Here is a 20,783-nt window from a genome sequence, read left to right as displayed (position 1 = left end):
CCGTTTGGCATGATCGTGTCGTGGAGCACGGCTCCGCGGGCACACCCAGCCGCAGACGATCGGGGGAGGTCGGCACGGTGATCCTCACCGTCACTCTCAACACCGCGCTCGACATCACCTACCGCGTGCCGGGCCTGCGGCCGCACGCCTCGCACCGGGTGACCGAGGTGACCGAGCGGCCCGGCGGCAAGGGGCTGAACGTGGCCCGCGTGCTGGCGGCCCTCGGCCACGAGGTCACGGTCACCGGCTTCGCGGGCGGCACCACCGGGGGCGTCGTGCGCGAGGGGCTGACCGGCGTCCCCGGGGTGACCGACGCGCTGGTGCCGGTCGCGGGGGCGACGCGGCGCACCGTCGCCGTCGTCGACGAACGCACCGGCGACACCACCCAGCTCAACGAGCCGGGCCCGGCCGTGTCGCCCGCCGAGTGGAACGCCTTCCAGGAGGCGTACGAGGAGCTGCTGGCCGGCGTGGCCGCGGTGGCGCTGTGCGGCAGCCTGCCGCCGGGCGTCCCGGTGGGCGCCTACGCCGGGCTGGTGCGGGACGCGCGGGCCGCGGGCGTGCCGGTGCTCCTGGACACGAGCGGGGAGCCGCTGCGCCGGGGGCTGGCCGCCCGCCCGGACCTGATCAAGCCGAACGCCGACGAGCTGGCCGAGCTGACCGGCTCGCACGAGCCGCAGCGGGCCGCGCAGGCCGCCCGGCGCCGCGGTGCCCGCTCGGTCGTCGCCTCGCTCGGCGCCGAGGGGCTGCTCGCGGTGACCCCGGAGGGCCGCTGGCGGGCCGCCCCGCCGGCCCATGTGCGCGGCAACCCGACCGGTGCGGGCGACTCCGCGGTCGCGGGCCTGCTCTCCGGTCTGGTGGAGCACCTGCCCTGGCCGGACCGGCTGGCCCGCGCGGTCGCCCTGTCGGCGGCGACGGTGCTGGCGCCGGTGGCGGGCGAGTTCGACCGGGCGGCGTACGAGGAGCTGCTCGGACGCGGCGTCGCGGTGACGGCGGAGGCGGGCGCGGCCTGAGTGCGGGGCCCGGGTGCGGTTGCCCGGGCCCGCCCGGTCACTCGGACTGGAGCGAGAGCGTGTCGAGGACGAGGTCGCACTTGTTGCCCTCGTTGCACGCCAACTCGATCGTGTTGGTGCCTTCGTTGAGGTTCACGTTGGCCCAGGTGGTCTGCCAGCCCTTTTCCCAGTCGCCCTCGGGCGTGCCGCCGAAGTTCTTCATGTTCAGCGGGCGCGCGGAGGCCTTGCCGTTGATGACCAGGGTCGCGTCGGCGTCCTTGCCCGGGATGCCGTAGCGCACGTTGAGCCGGTAGCCGCCGGCCTTCTCGATGCCGTCGACGGTCCAGGTGACCTTCGCGCCGACCTGGTTGAAGCCCGTGACGTAGACGCCACCGTCGGACTCCGCGCCCTCGAAGTCGGAGGCGGTCCCCATGCCGGGCGACAGCCGCAGGGCCTTCGCGTCGGTCGCGGGCAGCTCAACCTCCTCCTCGGCGCCCTCGCTCGCCGACGGGCTGGGCTCGGTGCTCTCGGACTGGGTGGGGGTCGGGTCGCCGCCCGCCTCGTTGCCGCCCTTGTCGTCGTCGGAGCCGCTGCTCGTCATGGCCACGGCGATGCCGATGACGACGGCGGCGACGACCGCCACCGCGCCGATCAGCAGGCCCTTGGTGTTGGGGCCGCGGCGTCCGCCGCCCCCGCCGTGCCCGGACGGCTGCTGCGGGCTCCCGGGACCGCCACCGCCGGGGAAGGTCTCCGGCGCGGCGTAGTGCGCGTTCGGCTGGCCGTAGGCGCCCTGCTGGGGCGGGGCTGCCTGGCCGTGGGCGGCGGTCTGCGCGCCCTGGCCCTGCGGTGCCCCGTACTGCCGTGTACCGACGGGACGCACCCGGTTGACGGAGTTCGGATAGCCGTAGCCACCGGACGGCGGCTGGGCCCCGTTGGCCTGCCCGTCGGCGTAGAGGTAGCCGAAGGGGTCGTCGTCCTCGGGCGTGCTCGCGCCGTTGTTGCCGGGCGTCATCCCTAGGTCTCCTAACCAGATGCGGTGCGTGGTGCGGTACGGGTCGTGAGAGGGCGAGCCTACCCTCCCCCATTCTCGAATTCGCTCGAACGGGGGGACCCCCACCACTGACCCAAAAGGGTGACTCGGACCGCATCAACGCGCTGACCTGGTGATCATCCGGCGCGGCGGTGCTGTTTGGGACGAGATCGTTTCTCGACGTACATCCGTTCGTCAGCGGACTTCAACACCTCGTCCGCCGTCATGCCGCAGTGGGCCCAGCCGATGCCGAAGCTGGCGCCCACCCGGACGGCCCGGCCCTCGGCCCGGATCGGCTGGATGATCTCGCCCCGCAGCCGTACGGCGAGGTCCTGGGCGTCGGCCCGGCCGAGCCCGTTGGCGAGGATCACGAACTCGTCGCCGCCGAGCCGGGCCACGGTGTCGCCGTCGCGGACGCCGCCGCTGAGCCGCCGGGCGACCTCGATGAGGACGGCGTCGCCCGCGTTGTGCCCGAACCGGTCGTTGATCGACTTGAAGCCGTCCAGGTCGCAGAAGAGGACCGCGAGCCCCTTGGTGCCGTCGTCGCGCCCGTCCTCGGGGGCCACGGCGTGCACGTGGTGGTCGAAGGCGCCGTACGGCTCGGCCGCGGCGGAGAAGTCGAAGGTGTGGCCGCCGGAGTCGAACACGGCGGAGTTCCCGTAGGCGGCGTCCATGGCGTCGGCCACCGCGTGCGACGACTGCGGGCGCTGGCAGAGCCGGGCGGCCAGCCGGGAGCGCAGCTCGGCGCTGTTCGGCAGGCCGGTGAGGGAGTCGTGGGAGGCGCGGTGGGCGAGGTGCAGCTCGCGGCGCTTGCGCTCCTCTATGTCCTCGACGTGGGTGAGCAGGAAGCGCGGTCCGTCGGCGGCGTCGGCGACGACGCTGTTGCGCAGCGAGACCCAGACGTAGGTGCCGTCGCGGCGGCCCAGGCGCAGCTCGGCCCGGCCGCCCTCGGCGGAGGTGCGCAGCAGGGTGCCGATGTCCTCGGGGTGCACGAGGTCGGAGAAGGCGTAGCGGCGCATCGAGGAGGCCCGGCGGCCCAGCAGCCGGCACAGGGCGTCGTTGGTGCGCAGGATGCGGCCGTGCTGGTCGCCGCCCATCTCGGCGATGGCCATGCCGGAGGGGGCGTACTCGAAGGCCTGCCGGAAGCTCTCCTCGCTGGCCCTGAGCGCCTGCTGGTCGCGCTCCAGGCGGACCAGGGCGCGCTGCATGTTGGAGCGGAGCCGGGCGTTGCTGATCGCGATGGCGGCCTGGAACGCGTACATCTGCAAAGCCTCGCGGCCCCAGGCGCCGGGGCGGCGGCCGTTGCGCGGCCGGTCCACGGACAGGACGCCGATCAGCTCGCCGCTGTTGCCGCCGCCCTGCGGGCCCGGCGCGTACATCGGGGCGAAGAGCCGGTCCGAGGGGTGCCACTCGTCCTCGAAGCGGGGCGCGGGCCCGTCGGTGTACCACTGCGGGACGTCGTCGTCGTCGAGGACCCAGCCCTCGGTGTGGGGTATGAAGATCAGGTCGCCCCACTGCTCGCCCATGCCCAGGCGCCGGTCCCAGGACTCGCGGGAGCCCGAGCGGCCCGTGATGAGCGCCTCGGCGGCCTGGTTGCCGGCGAAGGCGGCGACGACGAGATCGCCGTCGGGTCCGACCAGGTTGACGCACGCCAGCTCGTAGTTGAGGGCCTGGACGACGCCGTCCGCGACGGCCTGCAGGGTGTCGGCCAGGCTGCGGGCCTTGTTCATGTCGGCCATGGCCTGGTGCAGCTGCCGCAGGGAGGCAAGACGGACATAGGGCTCCGAGTCGGTCTCCATGCTCGCCCTCCCCCCGAGACCTCGCAGTGAATCAAGGGTTCTCTTCGGCGCCTTTACTGATGGTGCCCTTGCAGGTTCCCCGCCACTGAATCACAGCGCGCTCTCCACTCGGTACACAGGGTCAACAATTACCGCCCCTTGTGACTCAAGTCACAACGAAACATGAACAATTGAGTGGGGTTTCTGCTTTTCCCTGCGCGTTTACCGAACGCAAAGTTTGTGGGTATGCGTACGTCTCCTCCTCGCCCGCCTCCCCGCCTCCTCCCGTGGTCCTAGGTCCTGATTGGGACCGGGGCCCGATGCCCGGCCCACGCCCCGGACATTAGCGTGACGGAGTGCCGAACACTCCGCCTCTCACGTATCCCGGGTCCCCCGCGGCCCCCGCGTCCCCGTTGCCGTCGCCCGCCCCCGGGCATGCTGAGGGGGTGAGCAACGAGGAGTTCCGTGCCGCCATGTCCCGGCTGGCCTCGGGCGTGGTCCTGGTGACCGCGCAGGAGCCGCCGCTGGACCCGGACGACCCGCTGGCGCCGCGCGGCGAGGACGTCGGGATGACGGCCACCGCCTTCATGTCGGTGTCCCTGGACCCGCCGCTGGTCCTGGTCGGTCTGCGCGAGGGCTCCCGCATGGACGACCTGCTGGACGAACAGCCCCTGTGGGCCGTGTCGGTCCTCTCCGAGAGCCAGCGGCACATCGCGGGCCGCTTCGCGATGAAGGGCCGCGTCAGCGACCGCCTCCTGTTCGCGGACATCCCGTACACGCGGGGGGAGGCGACCGGGGCGCCCCTGGCCGGCGGCGCCCTGGCGACCCTGGAGTGCCGCACCGAGCAGCGGGTGCCGGCCGGCGACCACACGCTGGTGATCGGCCGGGTGCTGACCGCGACGCTGCCGAGCTCGGACGGGGGTCCGCTGACGTACTTCCGGGGCCGGTACCGGCAGCTGGGCTGAGCGGTAATCCGCTCGTCCGGCGGGCGGGCGCCCGCCTAGGGTGCGGGCATGACGACCAGCACCGGGCCCCGACTGGAGCCGATCACTCCGGCGAACCTCGAGGCCGCCCTCGCCATACGGGTGCGCCCCGAGCAGGAGTTCGCCGTCGACCCGGTGGTGAAGTCCCTCGCCGAGGCCTACGTCCACCCCCACACGGCCTGGCCGCGCCTGATCCTCGACGGCGACCGCCCGGTCGGCTTCCTCATGGGCTTCTTCGGCGTCGACTGGTACGACGACGGCAGCGCGCTGCGCTCCGGCCTGTGGCGGCTGAACATCGCCGCCGGGGAGCAGGGCCGGGGATACGGCCGCTTCGCCGTGGAGTCGGTGACCGGCGAGATCCGGCGCCGCGGTGGCACGGAGTGCTTCGTCACCTGGCACCCCGGCGAGCACGGTCCGGAGAACTTCTACCTGGGCCTCGGCTTCCGTCCGAACGGGGAGAAGGCCGAGGAGGAGACGGTCGGGGTGCTGGGGCTGGACTGAGCCGCGCTCCCTCCCGGTCAGTCCCAGCCCCGCCCGGAGCGCCCGCGCTTGGTGTCCGAGCGCTGCTTCTTCTCCCGCAGCCGGCGTTCGTTGATGCCGCGCGGTATGCGGGTCGGCCTGCGGGGCCTGGGCGGGGGCGCGGTGGCCTCGGCCAGGAGGGCGGCCAGGCGTACGGCGGCGGTCTCCCGGTTGCGCCACTGGGAGCGGTGCTCGGAGGCGCGGACGGTGACGACCCCGTCGGCCAGGCGCCCGGCCAGCCGCTCCAGCGCCCGCTGCTTCCACACCTCGGGCAGGGCCTCGGTCCGCGCCAGGTCGAAGCGCAGCTCCACCGCCGTGTCCGTGGTGTTGACGTGCTGTCCGCCGGGCCCCGAGGAGCGCGAGAAACGCCAGACCAGCTCGGCCTCGGGCAGGGAGACGGAGCCGCGGATGACATGGGGACCGGACATGCCCTCCATGTTCCCGTCCGCGGGCGGCCCGCGTCACTCGAATATCCTGATCCCGCTCTTGGTAAAGAAAGTAAAGAGAGGCGGAACCTTGTGGACCCCTCTCGACGTTCATGGTGGTAGCTGTAGCTTTCTTGCCGTACGTAAACGAGGGAAGGGACTCCCAACAATGGCTGTAAGCCTGTCCAAGGGTGGCAACGTCTCGCTCACCAAGGAGGCTCCGGGCCTGACCGAAGTCACCGTGGGGCTCGGCTGGGACGTCCGCACCACCACCGGCACCGACTTCGACCTCGACGCCTCCGCGATCGCGGTCAACACGCAGGGCAAGGTCTACTCCGACGCCCACTTCGTCTTCTTCAACAACAAGCAGACGCCGGACAACACGATCGTCCACACCGGTGACAACCGCACCGGCGAGGGCGCCGGCGACGACGAGGCGATCAACGTCAACCTGGCGGGCCTCCCGGCCGACATCGAGAAGATCGTCTTCCCGGTCTCGATCTACGACGCCGAGAACCGCTCGCAGAACTTCGGCCAGGTGCGCAACGCCTACATCCGCATCCTCAACCAGGCCGGCGGCGCCGAGATCGCCCGCTACGACCTGTCCGAGGACGCGGCCACCGAGACCGCCATGGTCTTCGGCGAGCTGTACCGCAACGGCGCCGAGTGGAAGTTCCGCGCCGTCGGCCAGGGCTACGCCTCGGGCCTGACGGGCATCGCCCAGGACTTCGGCGTCAACGTCTGAGGTTCATCCGCCCGTCGGTTCCGTACGAAGGCCCCCCGGACGTCCGGCCGGGGGGCCTTCGGCGTGCCGTCGGACGGTCGGGGCGGCGCGGGGCCGGGGCCGGGGCGTCATGGCAGCAGGCGCTGCTCCTTGGCCACGGCGACCGCACCGGCCCGGGTGTCGACGCCGAGCTTGTCGTAGATGCGGCGCAGATGCGTCTTCACCGTGGCCTCGCTGATGAACAGGGCGCGGGCGATCTCCCGGTTGCCGAGCCCGGTGGCGAGCTGGGCCAGGATGTCGCGCTCGCGGTCGGTGAGGGCGGGGCGCGGCTTGCGCAGGTTGGCCATCACCCGGCCGGCGACCGGCCCGGACAGTGCCGTACGGCCCTGGGCGGCGGCGTGGATGGCCGCGAACAGCTCCTCCGGGCGCTCGGCCTTCAGCAGGTATCCGGTCGCGCCCGCCTCGATGGCGCGGGTGATGTCGGCGTCGGTGTCGTAGGTGGTCAGGACCAGCACGTGCGGTGTCCGGGCGGGGGCGGCCCCGGTGGCGGCCGTGAGGCGGCGGGTGGTCTCCACGCCGTCGATGCCCGGGCCGAGCTGAAGGTCCATCAGGACCACGTCCGGCGCCAGCCGTGCGGCGAGCGCGAGCGCCTCCTCGCCGGTGCCCGCCTCGCCGACCACCTCGATGCCGGGGGCGCTGTCGAGCAGGGCGAGCAGCCCGGCGCGTACGACGACGTGGTCGTCGCAGACCAGGATGCGCACGGGGGCTGAGGCCGGGCCGGGGGCGGCGGGGTCGGTCATCGGGGGGCCTCCTGCGGGCCGGCCGGAGCTGCCGGGTCGGTTCGGGGCGGGTCCAGGGGGATCGCGGCGGACAGGGCGGTGCCCTCGCCGGGCGCGGACTCGACGGTCAGGGTGCCGCCGAGCTGGCGCAGGCGTGCGTGCATGGCGGGCAGCCCGTGCCCGCGCGTCCCGGCGGGGGCGTCGGACGGCTCGGCGGGGTCGAAGCCGTGCCCGTCGTCGGTGACGTCCAGGACGACCTCGTCGTCGAGGAGGGTGAGGCTGAGCGCGGCGGTGGACGCGCCCGCGTGCTCCCGGACGTTGGCCAGGGCGCCCTGGGCGATGCGCAGCAGGGCCGACTGGACGCGGTCGGGCAGCGGCGGGACGCGGGTCCCGTCGTCGACGTGGACGCGGACGGTGAGGTGGTCGCCGGACTCCCGGGCGGCCAGGGCCCGCAGCGCCGCCTCCAGACCGCCGCCGCGGGCGAGGTCGGCCGGGGCCAGGTCGTGCACGAAGCGGCGGGCCTCGGCCAGGTTGTGCTCGGCGACGGAGGCGGCGCCCCGCACGTGGGTACGGGCCTTGTCCTGGTCCGACTCCCAGACCCGCTCGGCTGCCTGGAGCAGCATCCGCTGGCTGGACAGGCCCTGGGCGAGACTGTCGTGGATCTCCATGGACAGCCGCTGGCGCTCCGCGAGGGTGCCCTCGCGGCGTTCGGAGGCGGCGAGTTCGCGGCGGGTGCGGATCAGGTCGTCGATCAGGGCGCGCTGCCGGGCCGCCTGCCGTTCGGTGTGCAGGAACACGGCCGCGGCGATCGCGGCGACGGCGGGCGGGGCCAGCAGCAGATTGGGGTCGAAACGCCCGGCGAGACGGAACTGCGCGGCGACGACGAACACCGTCAGGACGGTGACCAGCACCAGCGCCGCCCGGGCGGGCAAGGTGCGCAGGCCGGTGTAGAAGAGGGGCACCGCGCACCAGGAGAAGCTGGGTGCGAGGACGACGAGCACCATCCACACCACGACCACGAGGCCCAGCCGGACCAGCCGTCGCCGGGCGGCCGGAGTGCCGGGACCGGACGGTCCGGGACCGCTCAGGACCGGCCCGAGCAGGTGCAGCACCGCGAGGGTGACGGACAGGGCGAGGATCCACGGGGTGCGGGGCTCACCGGGGTGGCGCAGCAGGAAGCGGGCGAGGGCACCGCCGAGCAGCAGGAAGAACGCCATGTGCATCACGGCGCCGAGCCACCGGCTGTCCGCGTCGGCCGTGCTGTTCGAGTTGTTCGAGTTGTTCGAGGCGTAGGAGTCGTACGGCTTCGGCATCCGGCACCCGCCTCCTCTCGCCCGTCGCTCCCGCTTTTGCTGTCCTACAACGTGCCGCAGAAGACCGCTGAGCTGCACGAACATTCCCATGGTGCCCCCATCGGACGCCGTGCGGGTCAACCGATCGGACGACCCCTCCGTCGCCCGTTCCGTCGCCCACGAGCAGCCGGAACGGCGACCGTGGGCCTCCGGTGCGGGCCGGAGAGTGGAGAGCACGAAGCCGACCGCCTCACCCGCAGGAGCAGACCACCATGAAGAAGACCCTCTCCCGTCGTGCCCGCATCGCCACCGGCGGTGCCGTGCTCGCCGCCGTCGCCGCCGGCACCTTCGGCACGGTGGCCGCGAACGCCTCCGCCCCCGAGGCGGCCCAGGACTCCGCGGTGTCGGCCGCCCCGGCCGCCGCGGCCGGCAAGCGCGACACCACCACCTCCACCCACCTGACGATCGACGCTGCCACCGAGGCCGCGCAGGCCGCGCTGAAGGCCGCCAAGAAGGAGAGCCAGCGGATCACGGTCGCGGTCGTCGACCGCAACGGCAACACGATCCTCACCATGCGCGGCGACGGCGCCGGTCCGCAGTCCTACGAGTCGGCCGAGAAGAAGGCGTACACGGCCGTCTCCTGGAACGCCCCGACCAGCGAGCTGGAGGGCCGTCTGGAGAACGCCCCGAACCTGAAGGACATCCCGGGCACGCTGTTCCTGGGCGGCGGCGTCCCGGTCACCGCGGGCAAGGCGCCGATCGCCGGTATCGGTGTCGCGGGCGCCCCGTCCGGCGCCCTGGACGAGAAGTTCGCCCAGGCCGGTGCGGATGCGCTGAACTAGCCGGTCCCGGTGGCCGGGTCCCAGTAGCCGGTCCCCACAGCCGGTCCCAGCAGGCGTTTCACGTGAAACGCCCCATAGGATCACGTCGTGCGCACCCCCGTCCCCCGTCTGTTCGCAGCCGCCGCCACCGTCGTCGCCCTCGCGGCGTGCAGTGGCGGCGGCGCGGTCGAGGGCACCCCCGGCGGCTCGGGTGTGCGCGACCCGTACTTCCCCAAGGCGGGCAACGGGGGCTACGACATCGGCCACTACGACCTGAAGCTGGACTACGACCTCGACGCCGACGCCGGCGCCGGGCACCTCACCGGCACCGCGACGATCACCGCCCGTGCGACCCGCGACCTGTCGGCCTTCGACCTCGACCTCAAGGGCCTGGACGTCGAGGAGGTCACGGTCGAGGGCCAAGACGCCCGGTTCAACCGGGCCGGACAGGAACTGACGGTCCGCCCGGCCGAGGAGCTGAACGACGGGGAGACGTTCCGGGTGACCGTCCGGTACTCCGGCGAGCCGGAGACGATCACCGACCCCGACGACTCCGAGGAGGGCTGGCTGCCCACCGCCGACGGCGCGGTCGGGCTGGGCGAGCCGACGGGCTCGATGGCCTGGTTCCCCGGCAGCCACCACCCCTCCGACAAGGCGACGTACGACCTCGCGATGACCGTGCCGGAGGGCCTCGGCGTGGTCTCCAACGGCGAGTTGCGGGACGAGCGGACCCGGGACGGCCGTACGACGTTCACCTGGCACACCGCCGAGCCGATGGCGAGCCATGTCGTCACCGTCGCCGTCGGCGAGTGGGAGACCGCCCGCTCCGCCACGGACGACGGTCTGCCGGTGTACACGGCCGTCGATCCGACGCAGGCCGGTGCGAGCCGGAAGGTCCTGAAGCGGATCCCCGAGATCATGGACTGGGCGCGGGAGAACTTCGGCCCCTACCCCTTCTCCTCCACCGGCGCGATCGTCGACCGCGACGAGGACGCCGGGTACGCCCTGGAGACCCAGAACCGGCCCTACTTCCCCGGCGCCCCCGACACCGTCCTGCTCGTCCACGAACTCGCCCACCAGTGGTACGGGAACTCCGTCAGCCCGAAGACCTGGCGGGACATGTGGCTCAACGAGGGCTTCGCCACCTACGCGGAGTGGCTGTGGGAGGAGGACCACGGCGGCGACACCGCCCGGGAGACCTTCGAGGCGCTCTACGACGGGACGTACTACGACGACGAGGCCGCGAACGACTCGATCTGGGCGTTCCCGCCCGCGGACCCGCCGGACGCGGCGCGCCTCTCCGACAGCCCCGTCTACCAGCGGGGCGCCATGGTCCTGCACAAGATCCGCGAGACGGTCGGCGACGACGCCTTCCGGGAGCTGCTGCACGGCTGGGCCGCCGCCCACCGCCACGGCAACGCGGACACCGAGGACTTCACGGCGTACGTGGAGAAGTCGGCGCCGGACGAGGACTTCTCGCAGATCTGGGCCGACTGGCTGCGCGGGGACGGCCGGCCGGACGAGCCGTGAGCCGCCAGGACGCGCCGTGAGCCGCCGCTTCGCCCAGCCGCCGCCTCACCCCCCGTGGCCCCCGAAGGTTTCGAGCAGCAGGGCCAGGTCCGGCGGCCAGAGCGGTTCGGGCGCCGCGGCGAGTTCGGCCCGGCTCCACCAGCGCCAGGTGAGGATGCCGTCCGCGGCGTGCGCGGCGGCCAGGTGGGGGCCGGTGGGCTCCCGGCGGGGCCCCTGGGCGACGTAGACGTGCTCGTACTGGCGGACGGGGCCGACGCTCAGGTGGGTGAAGTCGTGTTCCCAGGTGCAGAGCAGCGGGCCCGGTTCCAGGTCGGTCCAGCCGGTCTCCTCGCGCACCTCGCGCAGGGCGCCCTCGCGGGGGTTCTCGTCCGCCTCCAGGCCGCCGCCGGGCATCGCCCAGTGCACGCCGACCTCCACGTTGTCGTAGCGCAGGAGGAAGACGGCGCCCTCGGGGTCGAGCACGGCGACGCGGGCGGCGCGGCGCGGGGTGCGCGGCCGGTCGCTCTCCAGCTCCCTGCGCAGCACGGCGCAGGGGCGGTCGGACCGGAGGTCGCGGCGGTGGTCGACGGCCGTGTAGCCGAGGGCGGTCCAGAAGGCGAGCGCGTCGGTGTTGCCGTCGAGGACGGCGAGCCGTACGGCGGTGCGGCCCGCGGCGCGGAAGCGGTCCTCGACGAGGGAGACGAGCCGGCTGCCGTGTCCCTGCCGGGTCAGCGCCGCGTCCACCATCAGCAGCCCGATCCACGGGTCCGGGTCGGACGGGTCGGGATGCCGGGCCAGCGTCACCGCGACCCCGACCAGCCGGCCCGCGTCCCTGGCCAGCAGCACCTCGGCGCCGGGCCGCGCCAGTTCGTCGGCGAGCGCGGTCGCGACCTGCTCCGGACGGATGTCCGCCGGGTCGGGGAAGTCGCCGCTGAGCGCGTGGAAGGCGCGGTGGGAGGCGTAGAGGGCGGTGAGTTCGGTGAGAACGGGGCCCGGGATGTCGTGGTCGGGGGTGAGGGCGAGCGGGGTGAGGATCACCCGGGCAACCTATCCGTCCGCGGGGCGCTGGGGCCCGGACCGGTCCAGGTCGGAGAGGTCGAGGACGAAGCGGTGGCGGACGTCGCCCCGGTCCAGCCGGTCGAGGGCCTCGTTCACGCGGGCGGAGGGGAGGAGTTCGATGTCGGCGGTGATGCCGTGCTCGGCGCAGAAGGCCAGCATCTCGGCGGTGCCCTTCCGGCCGCCGCTGCCCGCGGAGCTGAGCTTCTTGCGGCCGATGAGCAGGTCGAGGGTCTCCAGGGTGACCGGTCCCAGGTGCCCGAGGTGGCTGAGCGTGCCGTCCAGCGCGACCAGGCGGAGGTAGGCACCGAGGTCGTGCGGGGCGGAGACGGTGTCGATGAGGATGTCGAACCGGTCGCGGGCGGCGGCCATCTGCTCGGGGTCCGTCGAGACGACGAGTTCACGCGCGCCCAGTGCGCGCGCGTCCTCGGCCTTGTCCGGCGACCGGCTGATCACCGAGGTGTCGGCGCCGAGCGCGACCGCGAACTTCACGGCGAGGTGGCCGAGGCCGCCGAGACCGGCCACGGCGACCCGGGTGCCGGGTCCGGCGCCCAGGGCGCGCAGCGGCTCCCAGACGGTGATCCCGGCGCACAGCAGCGGGGCGGCGGCGGCCGGGTCCAGAGCGGCCGGGAGGGCGTACGCGAACCGTTCGCCGAGCACGTACTCACGGGAGTAGCCGCCGAGGGTGGTGGATCCGTCGACGCGGTCGGTGCCGCCGTAGGTCAGGGTGGGGAAGGCGTGGCAGAAGTTCTCCTGGCCGATCCGGCACATGGCGCACGCGCCGCAGGAGTCGACGATGTTGCCGACCGCGACCGGGTCACCGGCCCGGAACCGGCTGACCTCCGTCCCGGTCGCGGTCACCACGCCCGTGAACTCGTGTCCGGGGACGAGGGGGTCCGGCCCGCCGTCCGTGCCGCCGCGGGCCCGGAGGGCGTGCAGGTCCGTGTGGCAGACGCCGCAGTAGTCGACCCGGACGGCGAGGTCGTCGGGGCGCAGCTCGCGCCGTTCCAGCGGGGCGCGGCGCAGTGCCGGGGTGGTCGCGGCGGCGTTCGCGGGCTCCGCCTGCCAGCCCACTGTGGTCCTCATGGCTCTTTCCAGCTCCTCAGACAGACTGTTCGGTCTATTTGAGAGTAGGCACGTTTGCCGCACTGAGGCAAACCAACTGTTCTGTTTGGCCGTGGGATACCCTGAGACCATGCCCGACCGCGCTCCCGACCGCATTCCCGACCAGCCCCTGACCTCCCGCGGCGCCGCCACCCACCGGCGGATTTTGGACGTCGCGACCCGGGAGTTCGCCGAACACGGGATCGCCGGGGCGCGCGTCGAGCGGATCGTGGCCGCCGCGCGCACCAACAAGGCGCAGCTCTACGCGTACTTCGGCAGCAAGGACGGGCTGTTCGACGCGATCTTCTTCGGCTCGCTGGACCGCATCGTGAACGTCGTCCCGATCGACGCCGGCGACCTCGCGGACTGGGCCGTGCGTCTCTACGACGAGTATCTGCGCCGCCCCGACCTGATCCGGCTGGCCACCTGGGCGCGGCTGGAGCGGCGTCCGGCGGGGCACCTGGTCGACGACGCCGACCGCCGCGACGACGCCAAGCTCCGGGCCATCGCCGAGGCCCAGGCGGCGGGCCGGGTGCGGCCGGGCGACCCGTTCGACGTGCTGGCCCTCGTCATCGCCATGTCCATGGCCTGGTCACCGGTCAGCAACGTCTACGCGGCGACCGCCGACGAGCCCGACGACGTGCACGAACGCCGTCGGGCTCTGCTCCGCGACGCGGTCCGCCGCGCCACGTCACCCCACTGACCTCAGCGGGCCCCGGCCGCTCCGCCGCCTGCGGCCCGGTCCCCCTGGAGCCTGGTGAGCCGGGAGACGAAGAGCACGGCGAACACGGTGCTCACGACGGCGACGACGTCGCCGCCCAGGGCGCTGATGACGGTCCCCATGGCGTCGTCCGCGGTCTTCTCCTCGTCCCAGGTCCGGTAGGCGCTCAGTTCTGTCGCGAGGTGGAGCACCCAGAGCCACCACCACGTGTGCATCAGCCACCGTCCGGCGCCCGCCGGGCGGCCGGTCGTCGCGGTCCAGATGTCGTTGGCGATCTGCTTGGGCAGGAAGAAGTTGCCGACGGGGATGAACCAGGAGCCCACCGCCAGGCCCGGCTTGTAGCGGACGCGGCCCGGCGCGAACGACTCGGCGTTCTGCCGCATCCGGCGGAACCAGCACACCCACACGGCCGCCGCCGCGAGCAGCACCAGCAGGCCCAGGCCCTCGGCCACGAGACTCGTCACCTGCAGCGCCCTGAAGTCGTCGATGCCCCTGGGAGACGACGAACCGGGCCGCCCGTCGAGCTCGTCGCGGACGGCCATGAGGACGTTGAATTCGAACAGCACCGGCACGACGAACAGGATGAGCAGCACGTTCAGCGCCGTGGCCAGCCCCTTCGCCTGACGTACGGGCGGCGAGGCGTACGGCGACGGGGCGACGGGTACCGCCGCGGGGGGCGGGGTGGCGTACGGCGAGGGCCGAGCGGCTCCGGGTCCCGCCCCGAGCGGCGAGCCGCCCTGCCACGGGGGAGTCGCCGGACCGTACGCGGCGGGCGGCGGTCCGAAGCCCGCGGCGGGAGCCGCCCCGACCGGCACCCTGTCCTCCGGGTCCTCGCTGTCCAGCAGCTGCACGGCGTGCCGGCCCAGCTCCGCCAGCACCTCGCCGGGCAGCCACGCGCCGCCCGGGGTGCCGTCGGCGCCCCCCATGTCCTCGATCGACGTCAGCAGTTCCTCGGGCGTGGGCCGCTTCTCGGGCTCCTTCGCCAGGCAGGCCGAGACGACGCCCTGCCAGGGCTCGGGGACCCCGGTCAGGTCCGCCTCCTCGGTGGCGATGCGGAAGAGCAGCGAGTGCAGCCCGCCCTCGTCGGTACCGAAGGGCATCCGGCCGGTCGCCGCGTAGGCCAGCACCGCGCCGAGGCAGAAGACGTCACTCGCGTACGACACCTTCTCCCCGCGCACCTGCTCGGGGGACATGAAGCCGGGCGACCCCACGACGGCGCCGGCCTTGGTGAGCCCCTCGGCGGACCGCGTGGAGGCGTCCAGGGCGCGGGCGATGCCGAAGTCGATGACGCGGGGGCCGTCGATCGTCACCAGGACGTTGGAGGGCTTGAGGTCGCGGTGGACCAGCCCGGCGGCGTGAATGGCCTGCAGCGCCCTCGTCAGCCCCGCCGCCAGCACCCGCAGGGTGGCGGAGGGCAGCGGCCCGTACTGCCGGTCGACGACCTCGGCGAGCGAGGGCCCGGCGACGTACCCGGTGGCGACCCAGGGGGTGGCCGCCTCGGTGTCGGCGTCCAGCACCGGCGCGGTCCACTCGCCGCCGACGCGCTGCGCCGCCTTCACCTCCTGCGCGAAGCGCCGCCGGAAGTCGGGCATGCGGGCCAGTTCCTCCCGGACGGTCTTGACGGCCACCGTCCGGCCCCGGTCGGAGCGGGCCAGGTACACCCGGCCCATGCCGCCCTCACCGAGCCTGCCGAGCAACCGGTACCTGCCGATCCGTTCGGGATCGTCCGGCTTCAACCCGTCCATCTTGCTCCCTCTCCCCCGGCGACACCGTGCGCACCGGGATTGGGGACGAGGATAGAGACAGCGGCGGCGCATGGAAAAGCCAGTGCTCCCAGTGCAGTTGAGCCCGGCACGGCCCGCGCCCGTGGCCGCGGAGCGGTCCGGTCCGTCTCCGCGCCCCGGTCCGTGACACCATCTCCTGCGTGCTCGACATCGGCTACGCCCTCTCCACCCGCTTCACGGACCCGCCGCAGACGGACTACCGGCGCGCGGACGTCCACGCCCTGCGGCACGACCTGTTCTGCGGGGACGTGTACCTCGCCGACACCAAGGCGGACCGGGAGCTGTCCACAGCCTGGGGATGGGTGCCGGTGCTCGACTTCGCCTGGGCGCTGTGCGACATCGTCGAGCACGTCGACCGGGACCCGGCGGGCTCCAGGGCCGCCCGGCCGCAGCGGGCGGAGCTGGACTTCACCGAGTCCACCGACCGCCTGCTCTTCGAGCGCCGCTTCGGCTGGGTCGACATCGAGGCGGAGTGGCTCCCGGCGGACGAACCCCCGCTGTCCTTCTCCCACACCGAACTGCGCCGCGAGGCCCGGGACTTCCTCCACGACCTGCTCGCCGACCTCACCGACCTCCACGACGACCTCGCGGACAACCCGGCCATCTGGACCCTCCAGGCCCGCTTCCCGCGGATGCCCTCCGACTAGACAGCAGGGAGAGTCACTTCCGATGACCGCACAACCCGCGCCGTTCAAGCCTTCCCTCGTCAAAGCGGTGTTCCGGGACGTGACCCCGCTGCACGTCTCCCGGTCGGCCGCGTGGGCCGCCGCGTCGGTGACGCGGACGGTGCTGACGGAGATCATCGAGGGCGCGAGGAGGGTGGCGGCGGAGCAGTCCCGGAGGAAGCTGATACCCGGGGACCTGATCTCGGCGACCGACCGCGATGTCGAGCTGGAAGTGGGGGGCACGTGGTACGTCCACAGCCCGACGTTCCGAAGTCGGACCGGTGACCTGTACGACGCCGACGGTGTCCTCGTACCCCTTCGTCAGCGCAGGGGGACGCGCACCCCAAGTGCCGTGGCCGGAGCCCACCGGTTCGAGGCCGGGGTCAGGAAGCTGCTGCGGAGCCGGGGTGCGCCGGCCGTCCCGGCGATGGTCCGCGACCTGGACGGCATCGCGAGCGTGTTCCTGACGGACCTCGCCCGGGGCGCGGCCGTGGTCGTCCGCGAGGGCGGGGTCACACGCTTCGGCACGGTCGTCCTGGGGACGCCGGACGAAGCGGCCGCGCCCCCGTTCCCCAAGGATGTCCTCGGGGCCCTGTCCACCCGCACGGGAGACCGGCGGACCGTCGGCAGGGACGACGTCCTGGCCGCCACCACGATGGTGTTGTTCGGCGACCTCAGGCAGCGGGCCCTCACCGAAGCAAAGGTGTCCACACGGAACATCTCGGCCTCGACTGGTAACGAGGGCGACGTCTGACAGCGGTCACACCCAGGTGAGGTTCTGCCCACCGGGGCCGACGTGCAGCCGCATGCGGCCGGCCGACGGGCGCCCGTCGGTCCGCCACCGCGCAAGGCGCTCGGTGATCTCGTCCCACAGCCGCACCGGGCCACCCTGTCGCACCATCCACCGCGCGCCGTCCTGGAAGACCCAGCCGTACGGCACCGTGTGCACGCCGCAGGTGGCGATCACGCGACCGTACGGACCGCCCTCCTTGTGTCCCGCCAAGCCGTCACCGACCACGAGCTCGGGCCAGTACCCGGCCCCCGCAAGCGCCATCCCGGCACGGGCGGACACCTCAGCGTCGACCTCGACCGTGGTCACGTCCTCGCCCACGGCATGGCACCGCAGCGCGGTCGAGTAGCCGGTGCCCGTGCCGATCTCCAGGACACGACTCTCCTCAGTCGCCCGCAGGTACTCAAGCATCCGCACCACAAGACTCGGCAGGGTGGACGATGACGAGGGGGCCGCGGCGATGCGCCCCTCGACCTGATCGGGGAAGACGCCTCCGGCCACCTGCGTCACGAGGGAGTCGTCTTCGTAGATCCGCGCGAGGCCCTCCGGGGAGGCCCCGACTGGCTGCCGGCCGGTACCAGCCGCCGTCCTCGGACTCGAACCAGCCGCGGGAAAAGGAACGACTCCCGGGGAACCGACGTGACAGCCGCCGCCCATTTCGCGCTACGCAGGACGCCGGACTTGGTCAGGCGTCTCGCCAGGTCGGCCCGTAGGCGTTCCGAGGGCGGGGCCGCTTTCGTGCGTCCAGGGGTTTCGGTTAGAGCGAGACCCCTACGCCTGATCGGGGACGGCGACGCCGGGAACCGGCATACCTCGGCCCCACAGCTCTTCGGCGTGCTCGGAGAACCGGTCGAACAGTCCGCCTTGCCCTCGGCGCCGCACGTGCATCAGCGGGGAGTCGTGGCCGACGACGCGCGCCAGATGCGGGGTGATCAGCGCCTGGTCGTCGAAGCGGAAGACGGACAGGCTCACGTGGTTCACTGCGTCCTCGGCCGCCGTGCAGCGCACCTCGATCTGCGGAACGTCAGCCAGCTTGGCCAGCTCTTCCAAGGACATGTGGATGCGGGTGGACACCGTGAGCGCCACGCCCTCGATGGCTTCTCGCTGCCTGGTGACGTCGCCGTCGGGGTCGCCGAGCAGGAACCGCACCCGGCACCCGGCCGCCGCCTTCTGCCGCAGCGTCGCCGCGATCGCCGGTACCTGGGTCCACAGGAAGTAGTTGGTGTACCCGGCGAAGAGCAGTTCCTCGGACGCGTCAGCGATCAGCCCTGCCCAGACTGTCGACGGGCAGGCAGATCGGTACGGGTACGTCTGGACGACTTCGCGGTCCCCGCCCGTCTTCAGCCGGTCCCTTACGGCCTTGGGCCACAGCATGTCTGGCTCAACTCCCAACGCCTGCGATGCGTCTTCCCTGTTCCGTGCGTGCGGGATCAGCTCGTCGTCGGCGATCCAGCGCTCCACCGTCTTCCCCGAGACACCGACGCGAAGCGCGAGCTGCCGCGGCGAGAGCCCGGCGGAATCCATAGCTGATCGTAAGGCCGTATTCAAGGCTCCCCCTGTGGACGTTTGGACGCTTTCGAAGCTAGCGCCCTTACGCCCCAACTGTCTGCCCGCCCGCGCCGATCAGGGCCTGATGGGGCATCACGATGGGCTGGAAGACCCCGGCGACCGCGCGAACGGACCCGGGTCGTGGCCAACGCTGCAAGGAGCGTCGACATGGCAAACGCTACAACCCCGGCCGCCACCAAAGCGGGGGGAGCCTCGGCCCCGCCGGACATCGCCACGGTCCGCGCCACGGCGCGCCGGCTGCTCGCGGCTGACGCCGAGTCGTTCGAGGCCGCGGAGGTCGCGGAGATGACCGCTCGGCTGCGCGAGGACATCGCCGGGCTGATCACCGCGGTGGAGGCCCTCACCCGAGCACTGCCCAAGGACGACGTTCCCCGGGCGTGCGCACTGGCGTGCATCGGAGAGGCCCGCATGCGGCTCCGCCTCGGCGACGGCGACACCGACCGGGTGCGCCTGTCCGCCGCCATCCGTATGGCCCGCACCGCGAACGCTCTCGCCGACCACCACCAGGCCCTGGGTCGCGCGTCGTAGGCCGCCCACAGACTCCCGCCCAGGCCGGGCAGACCCGGCAAGGTGCCCCGACCCGGGCGGGCCATCCCCATCCGCAACGAGCGAAGGAGATCCCGTGACCATACCTCCGGGCCCGACCCCGCCGCCCGCCCTGGCGCTGCCCGCCCTCGTGCGCATGCTCATCACCGACCAGCAGTTCGCCGGCGTCCGCGGCACCGTCATGGACGCCAACCCGGACATGGCCAAGGAGATGGCCGGCCGGATCGTCGACGAGAGCCTCAAGTTCGTGGCCGTCTGCGCGACCAACCCGGGCGTGGGCCTGGCCCCGTCGCGGATCGTCGACGAGGGCTGGCACGCCCTGATCCTGCACACCCACATGTACGCCGGCCTGTGCGAGCGGCTCGGCGGCGAGGGCACGTTCGTACACCACTCCCCGGGCTACGACCCCATCAGCTACGACCCGCCGATCCTGGACCGGACCCGCGAGACCATCGCGGCGCTCGGCTGGGAGGCGGACCCGGAGCTGTGGGGGCCGCCGTCGGACGAGACCCTCGTCTCGGTAGCGGCGAAGTGCCAGCACGCCCCGGAGTGCACCATCATCATCACGCCCAAGCCCAAGCCCGGGGCGGCGTAGCCTGCCCGTGAAGGGAGGCACCGTGTCCGAATGGATCGACCCACGCTACGCGGAACTGGTGGCAGCGTGGAGACGCTCGCAGCAGCCCGCCACGCGTGACCCGAAGGAGCAGCGGCCTGTCCGGGGATTCGTGTCCCCGCCCAAGCCCTGACCGCTCACCGCGGCCCCGGATCGACGTCACCCGTCGTCGGTCCGGGGCCGCTTCACGTCTGCCCCTTGTGGTGAGCGGGCGAGTGCGGGGCAATGGAATCTGCGCGGGTCGACCCGCGCGGTACCCCAGGGGGTTGCGGGAGCGGTGCGGAGCGGAGGTCCCCGAGCGGGCCGGATTCCCGGGGGCGGGGGCTCTACTCCTCCCCCAGCACCCGCACCCCCAGCTCCGCCGCCAGGGCCGGGGCCAGGTCGAGGAGTTGGGTGGGGCTGATGACCGCGCCCGAGAGGCGGTCCACGCCTCGGGACAGGTCCAGTGGGGCGGCGCCGCGCAGGTCGACATCGGTGAGGGTGGCCGCGCTGAGGTCCGCCTGCTTCAGGGCGCAGTCCACGAACTCGACCCGCTCCAGGCGGGCGCCCCCGAAGTCCGGCTCGACCAGGACGCAGCTCTCGAAGACGACGTCCTTGAGGCGGGCCCGGCGCAGATTGAGGTAGTCGATCTTGCCGCCGCGGATCAGGACCCGCTCCAGGACGGCGCCGTGCAGCTGGGTGCCGCCGAGGCGGGCGTCGAGCAGCTCCACGTCGCGCAGCGTCGCCTCCGCGAGGTTCGTGCCGACGCCCCGGACGCCGGTGAGGCGCGTGTCCAGCAGCCGGGCGGCGCGCAGTGACGCCTCGTCCAGCGCGCAGCCGGTCAGCGCGCAGTCCATGAAGCGGGCGCCCGCGCCGTCCTGGCCGGTCAGGTCCGTCTCCCGGAAGTCCAGCGCGTCGTAGTCCCCGTCCGGCTCCAGGCCGCCGCCGTCCTCGTACGGCGTGAGCGGCGGCAGGCGCAGCTCCGGGCGTCTCGCCCCTCGTACCGTCGTCGTGCCGCGCCCGCCCGCCGTTCCCGCCGTACTCGTCGTTCGCGCCGTTCTCCTCGCCATGGGCCCATGCTGCACCGCGCCACTGACAATCCTCTCC

At 73.0% G+C, this 20,783-nt stretch carries 22 protein-coding genes; 11 read left to right on the top strand and 11 right to left on the bottom strand.

Annotated elements, in window-relative coordinates; all coding sequences use genetic code 11:
- Positions 1–77: 77 nt before the first annotated feature.
- The gene (locus tag ACH4D3_RS14120; protein ID WP_398322724.1) at positions 78–1,010 is read left to right on the top strand and encodes a 1-phosphofructokinase family hexose kinase; all 933 of its coding nucleotides are present in this window, start codon (positions 78–80) and stop codon (positions 1,008–1,010) included.
- 37 nt (positions 1,011–1,047) lie between these two features.
- Here the strand turns inward: ACH4D3_RS14120 and ACH4D3_RS14115 are convergent, their stop codons facing one another.
- The gene (locus tag ACH4D3_RS14115; protein WP_398321225.1) at positions 1,048–2,001 is read right to left on the bottom strand and encodes a CBM35 domain-containing protein; all 954 of its coding nucleotides are present in this window, start codon (positions 1,999–2,001) and stop codon (positions 1,048–1,050) included.
- Positions 2,002–2,156: 155 nt separating this feature from the next.
- Positions 2,157–3,818, bottom strand: a complete 1,662-nt coding sequence (gene cdgB / locus ACH4D3_RS14110; RefSeq protein ID WP_398321222.1) for a diguanylate cyclase CdgB — start codon at positions 3,816–3,818, stop codon at positions 2,157–2,159.
- 335 nt (positions 3,819–4,153) lie between these two features.
- Here cdgB and ACH4D3_RS14105 point away from each other — a divergent pair, with 335 nt between their 5' ends.
- On the top strand, positions 4,154–4,762 hold the full coding sequence (locus ACH4D3_RS14105) for a flavin reductase family protein (protein ID WP_398321219.1): 609 nt from the start codon (positions 4,154–4,156) through the stop codon (positions 4,760–4,762).
- A gap of 48 nt (positions 4,763–4,810) precedes the next feature.
- On the top strand, positions 4,811–5,281 hold the full coding sequence (locus tag ACH4D3_RS14100) for a GNAT family N-acetyltransferase (protein WP_398321216.1): 471 nt from the start codon (positions 4,811–4,813) through the stop codon (positions 5,279–5,281).
- 17 nt (positions 5,282–5,298) lie between these two features.
- On the opposite strand, the gene arfB is transcribed toward ACH4D3_RS14100, so the two are convergent.
- On the bottom strand, positions 5,299–5,736 hold the full coding sequence (gene arfB, locus ACH4D3_RS14095) for an alternative ribosome rescue aminoacyl-tRNA hydrolase ArfB (RefSeq protein ID WP_398321213.1): 438 nt from the start codon (positions 5,734–5,736) through the stop codon (positions 5,299–5,301).
- 157 nt (positions 5,737–5,893) lie between these two features.
- Between arfB and ACH4D3_RS14090 the strand changes: the two genes are divergently transcribed.
- The gene (locus ACH4D3_RS14090; RefSeq protein ID WP_003974698.1) at positions 5,894–6,469 is read left to right on the top strand and encodes a TerD family protein; all 576 of its coding nucleotides are present in this window, start codon (positions 5,894–5,896) and stop codon (positions 6,467–6,469) included.
- A gap of 107 nt (positions 6,470–6,576) precedes the next feature.
- On the opposite strand, the gene ACH4D3_RS14085 is transcribed toward ACH4D3_RS14090, so the two are convergent.
- Positions 6,577–7,248: a response regulator gene (locus ACH4D3_RS14085; protein WP_398321210.1), complete on the bottom strand. Its 672-nt coding sequence runs from the start codon at positions 7,246–7,248 to the stop codon at positions 6,577–6,579.
- The gene (locus ACH4D3_RS14080) at positions 7,245–8,540 is read right to left on the bottom strand and encodes a sensor histidine kinase (RefSeq protein WP_398321207.1); all 1,296 of its coding nucleotides are present in this window, start codon (positions 8,538–8,540) and stop codon (positions 7,245–7,247) included. Before ACH4D3_RS14080 ends, ACH4D3_RS14085 begins: the two co-directional genes overlap by 4 nt.
- Before the next feature lie 251 nt (positions 8,541–8,791).
- Here ACH4D3_RS14080 and ACH4D3_RS14075 point away from each other — a divergent pair, with 251 nt between their 5' ends.
- Both ACH4D3_RS14075 and ACH4D3_RS14070 read left to right on the top strand, forming a co-directional pair.
- Complete coding sequence (locus ACH4D3_RS14075) at positions 8,792–9,361, top strand: heme-binding protein (protein WP_398321204.1); 570 nt, start codon at positions 8,792–8,794, stop codon at positions 9,359–9,361.
- 87 nt (positions 9,362–9,448) lie between these two features.
- Positions 9,449–10,870, top strand: a complete 1,422-nt coding sequence (locus ACH4D3_RS14070) for a M1 family metallopeptidase (RefSeq protein WP_398321201.1) — start codon at positions 9,449–9,451, stop codon at positions 10,868–10,870.
- A 45-nt stretch (positions 10,871–10,915) separates the two neighbouring features.
- Here the strand turns inward: ACH4D3_RS14070 and ACH4D3_RS14065 are convergent, their stop codons facing one another.
- Together ACH4D3_RS14065 and ACH4D3_RS14060 are read right to left on the bottom strand one after the other, a co-directional pair.
- The gene (locus ACH4D3_RS14065) at positions 10,916–11,887 is read right to left on the bottom strand and encodes a GNAT family N-acetyltransferase (protein WP_398321198.1); all 972 of its coding nucleotides are present in this window, start codon (positions 11,885–11,887) and stop codon (positions 10,916–10,918) included.
- 9 nt (positions 11,888–11,896) lie between these two features.
- Positions 11,897–12,991, bottom strand: coding sequence for an NAD(P)-dependent alcohol dehydrogenase (locus ACH4D3_RS14060; protein WP_398321195.1), 1,095 nt, complete (start codon positions 12,989–12,991; stop codon positions 11,897–11,899).
- A 133-nt stretch (positions 12,992–13,124) separates the two neighbouring features.
- On the opposite strand from ACH4D3_RS14060, the gene ACH4D3_RS14055 reads away from it, so the two are divergent.
- Positions 13,125–13,712 (top strand): TetR family transcriptional regulator, encoded by a 588-nt coding sequence (locus ACH4D3_RS14055; protein ID WP_398322721.1) that lies wholly within the window; start codon positions 13,125–13,127, stop codon positions 13,710–13,712.
- A 2-nt stretch (positions 13,713–13,714) separates the two neighbouring features.
- On the opposite strand, the gene ACH4D3_RS14050 is transcribed toward ACH4D3_RS14055, so the two are convergent.
- Positions 13,715–15,475, bottom strand: coding sequence for a DUF4328 domain-containing protein (locus ACH4D3_RS14050; protein WP_398321192.1), 1,761 nt, complete (start codon positions 15,473–15,475; stop codon positions 13,715–13,717).
- A gap of 179 nt (positions 15,476–15,654) precedes the next feature.
- Between ACH4D3_RS14050 and ACH4D3_RS14045 the strand changes: the two genes are divergently transcribed.
- The gene (locus tag ACH4D3_RS14045; RefSeq protein WP_398321189.1) at positions 15,655–16,161 is read left to right on the top strand and encodes a hypothetical protein; all 507 of its coding nucleotides are present in this window, start codon (positions 15,655–15,657) and stop codon (positions 16,159–16,161) included.
- 22 nt (positions 16,162–16,183) lie between these two features.
- Entirely contained in the window at positions 16,184–16,933 is a 750-nt protein-coding gene (locus tag ACH4D3_RS14040; RefSeq protein WP_398321186.1) for a hypothetical protein, read from the top strand.
- A gap of 6 nt (positions 16,934–16,939) precedes the next feature.
- Here the strand turns inward: ACH4D3_RS14040 and ACH4D3_RS14035 are convergent, their stop codons facing one another.
- A complete protein-coding gene (locus ACH4D3_RS14035; RefSeq protein WP_398321183.1) occupies positions 16,940–17,479 on the bottom strand; it encodes a hypothetical protein in 540 nt (179 codons plus the stop codon).
- 261 nt (positions 17,480–17,740) lie between these two features.
- Positions 17,741–18,493 carry a DUF5919 domain-containing protein gene (locus ACH4D3_RS14030; protein ID WP_398321180.1) on the bottom strand — a complete coding sequence of 251 codons (753 nt, stop codon included), beginning with the start codon at positions 18,491–18,493 and terminating at the stop codon, positions 17,741–17,743.
- A 192-nt stretch (positions 18,494–18,685) separates the two neighbouring features.
- On the opposite strand from ACH4D3_RS14030, the gene ACH4D3_RS14025 reads away from it, so the two are divergent.
- Positions 18,686–19,066, top strand: coding sequence for a DUF6415 family natural product biosynthesis protein (locus tag ACH4D3_RS14025; protein WP_398321177.1), 381 nt, complete (start codon positions 18,686–18,688; stop codon positions 19,064–19,066).
- 154 nt (positions 19,067–19,220) lie between these two features.
- Positions 19,221–19,679 (top strand): glycine-rich domain-containing protein, encoded by a 459-nt coding sequence (locus ACH4D3_RS14020; RefSeq protein WP_398322719.1) that lies wholly within the window; start codon positions 19,221–19,223, stop codon positions 19,677–19,679.
- A 344-nt stretch (positions 19,680–20,023) separates the two neighbouring features.
- Here ACH4D3_RS14020 and ACH4D3_RS14015 read toward each other — a convergent pair whose 3' ends face one another.
- Complete coding sequence (locus tag ACH4D3_RS14015; RefSeq protein ID WP_398321174.1) at positions 20,024–20,746, bottom strand: pentapeptide repeat-containing protein; 723 nt, start codon at positions 20,744–20,746, stop codon at positions 20,024–20,026.
- Between the last annotated feature and the right edge of the window lie 37 nt (positions 20,747–20,783).

It is taken from the genome of Streptomyces sp. NPDC018026 (assembly GCF_044327745.1).
GTDB lineage: Bacteria > Actinomycetota > Actinomycetes > Streptomycetales > Streptomycetaceae > Streptomyces > Streptomyces rubrogriseus.
Note: the sequence above shows the minus strand (reverse complement) of the source record. Positions and strands in the feature narration are given on the sequence as shown.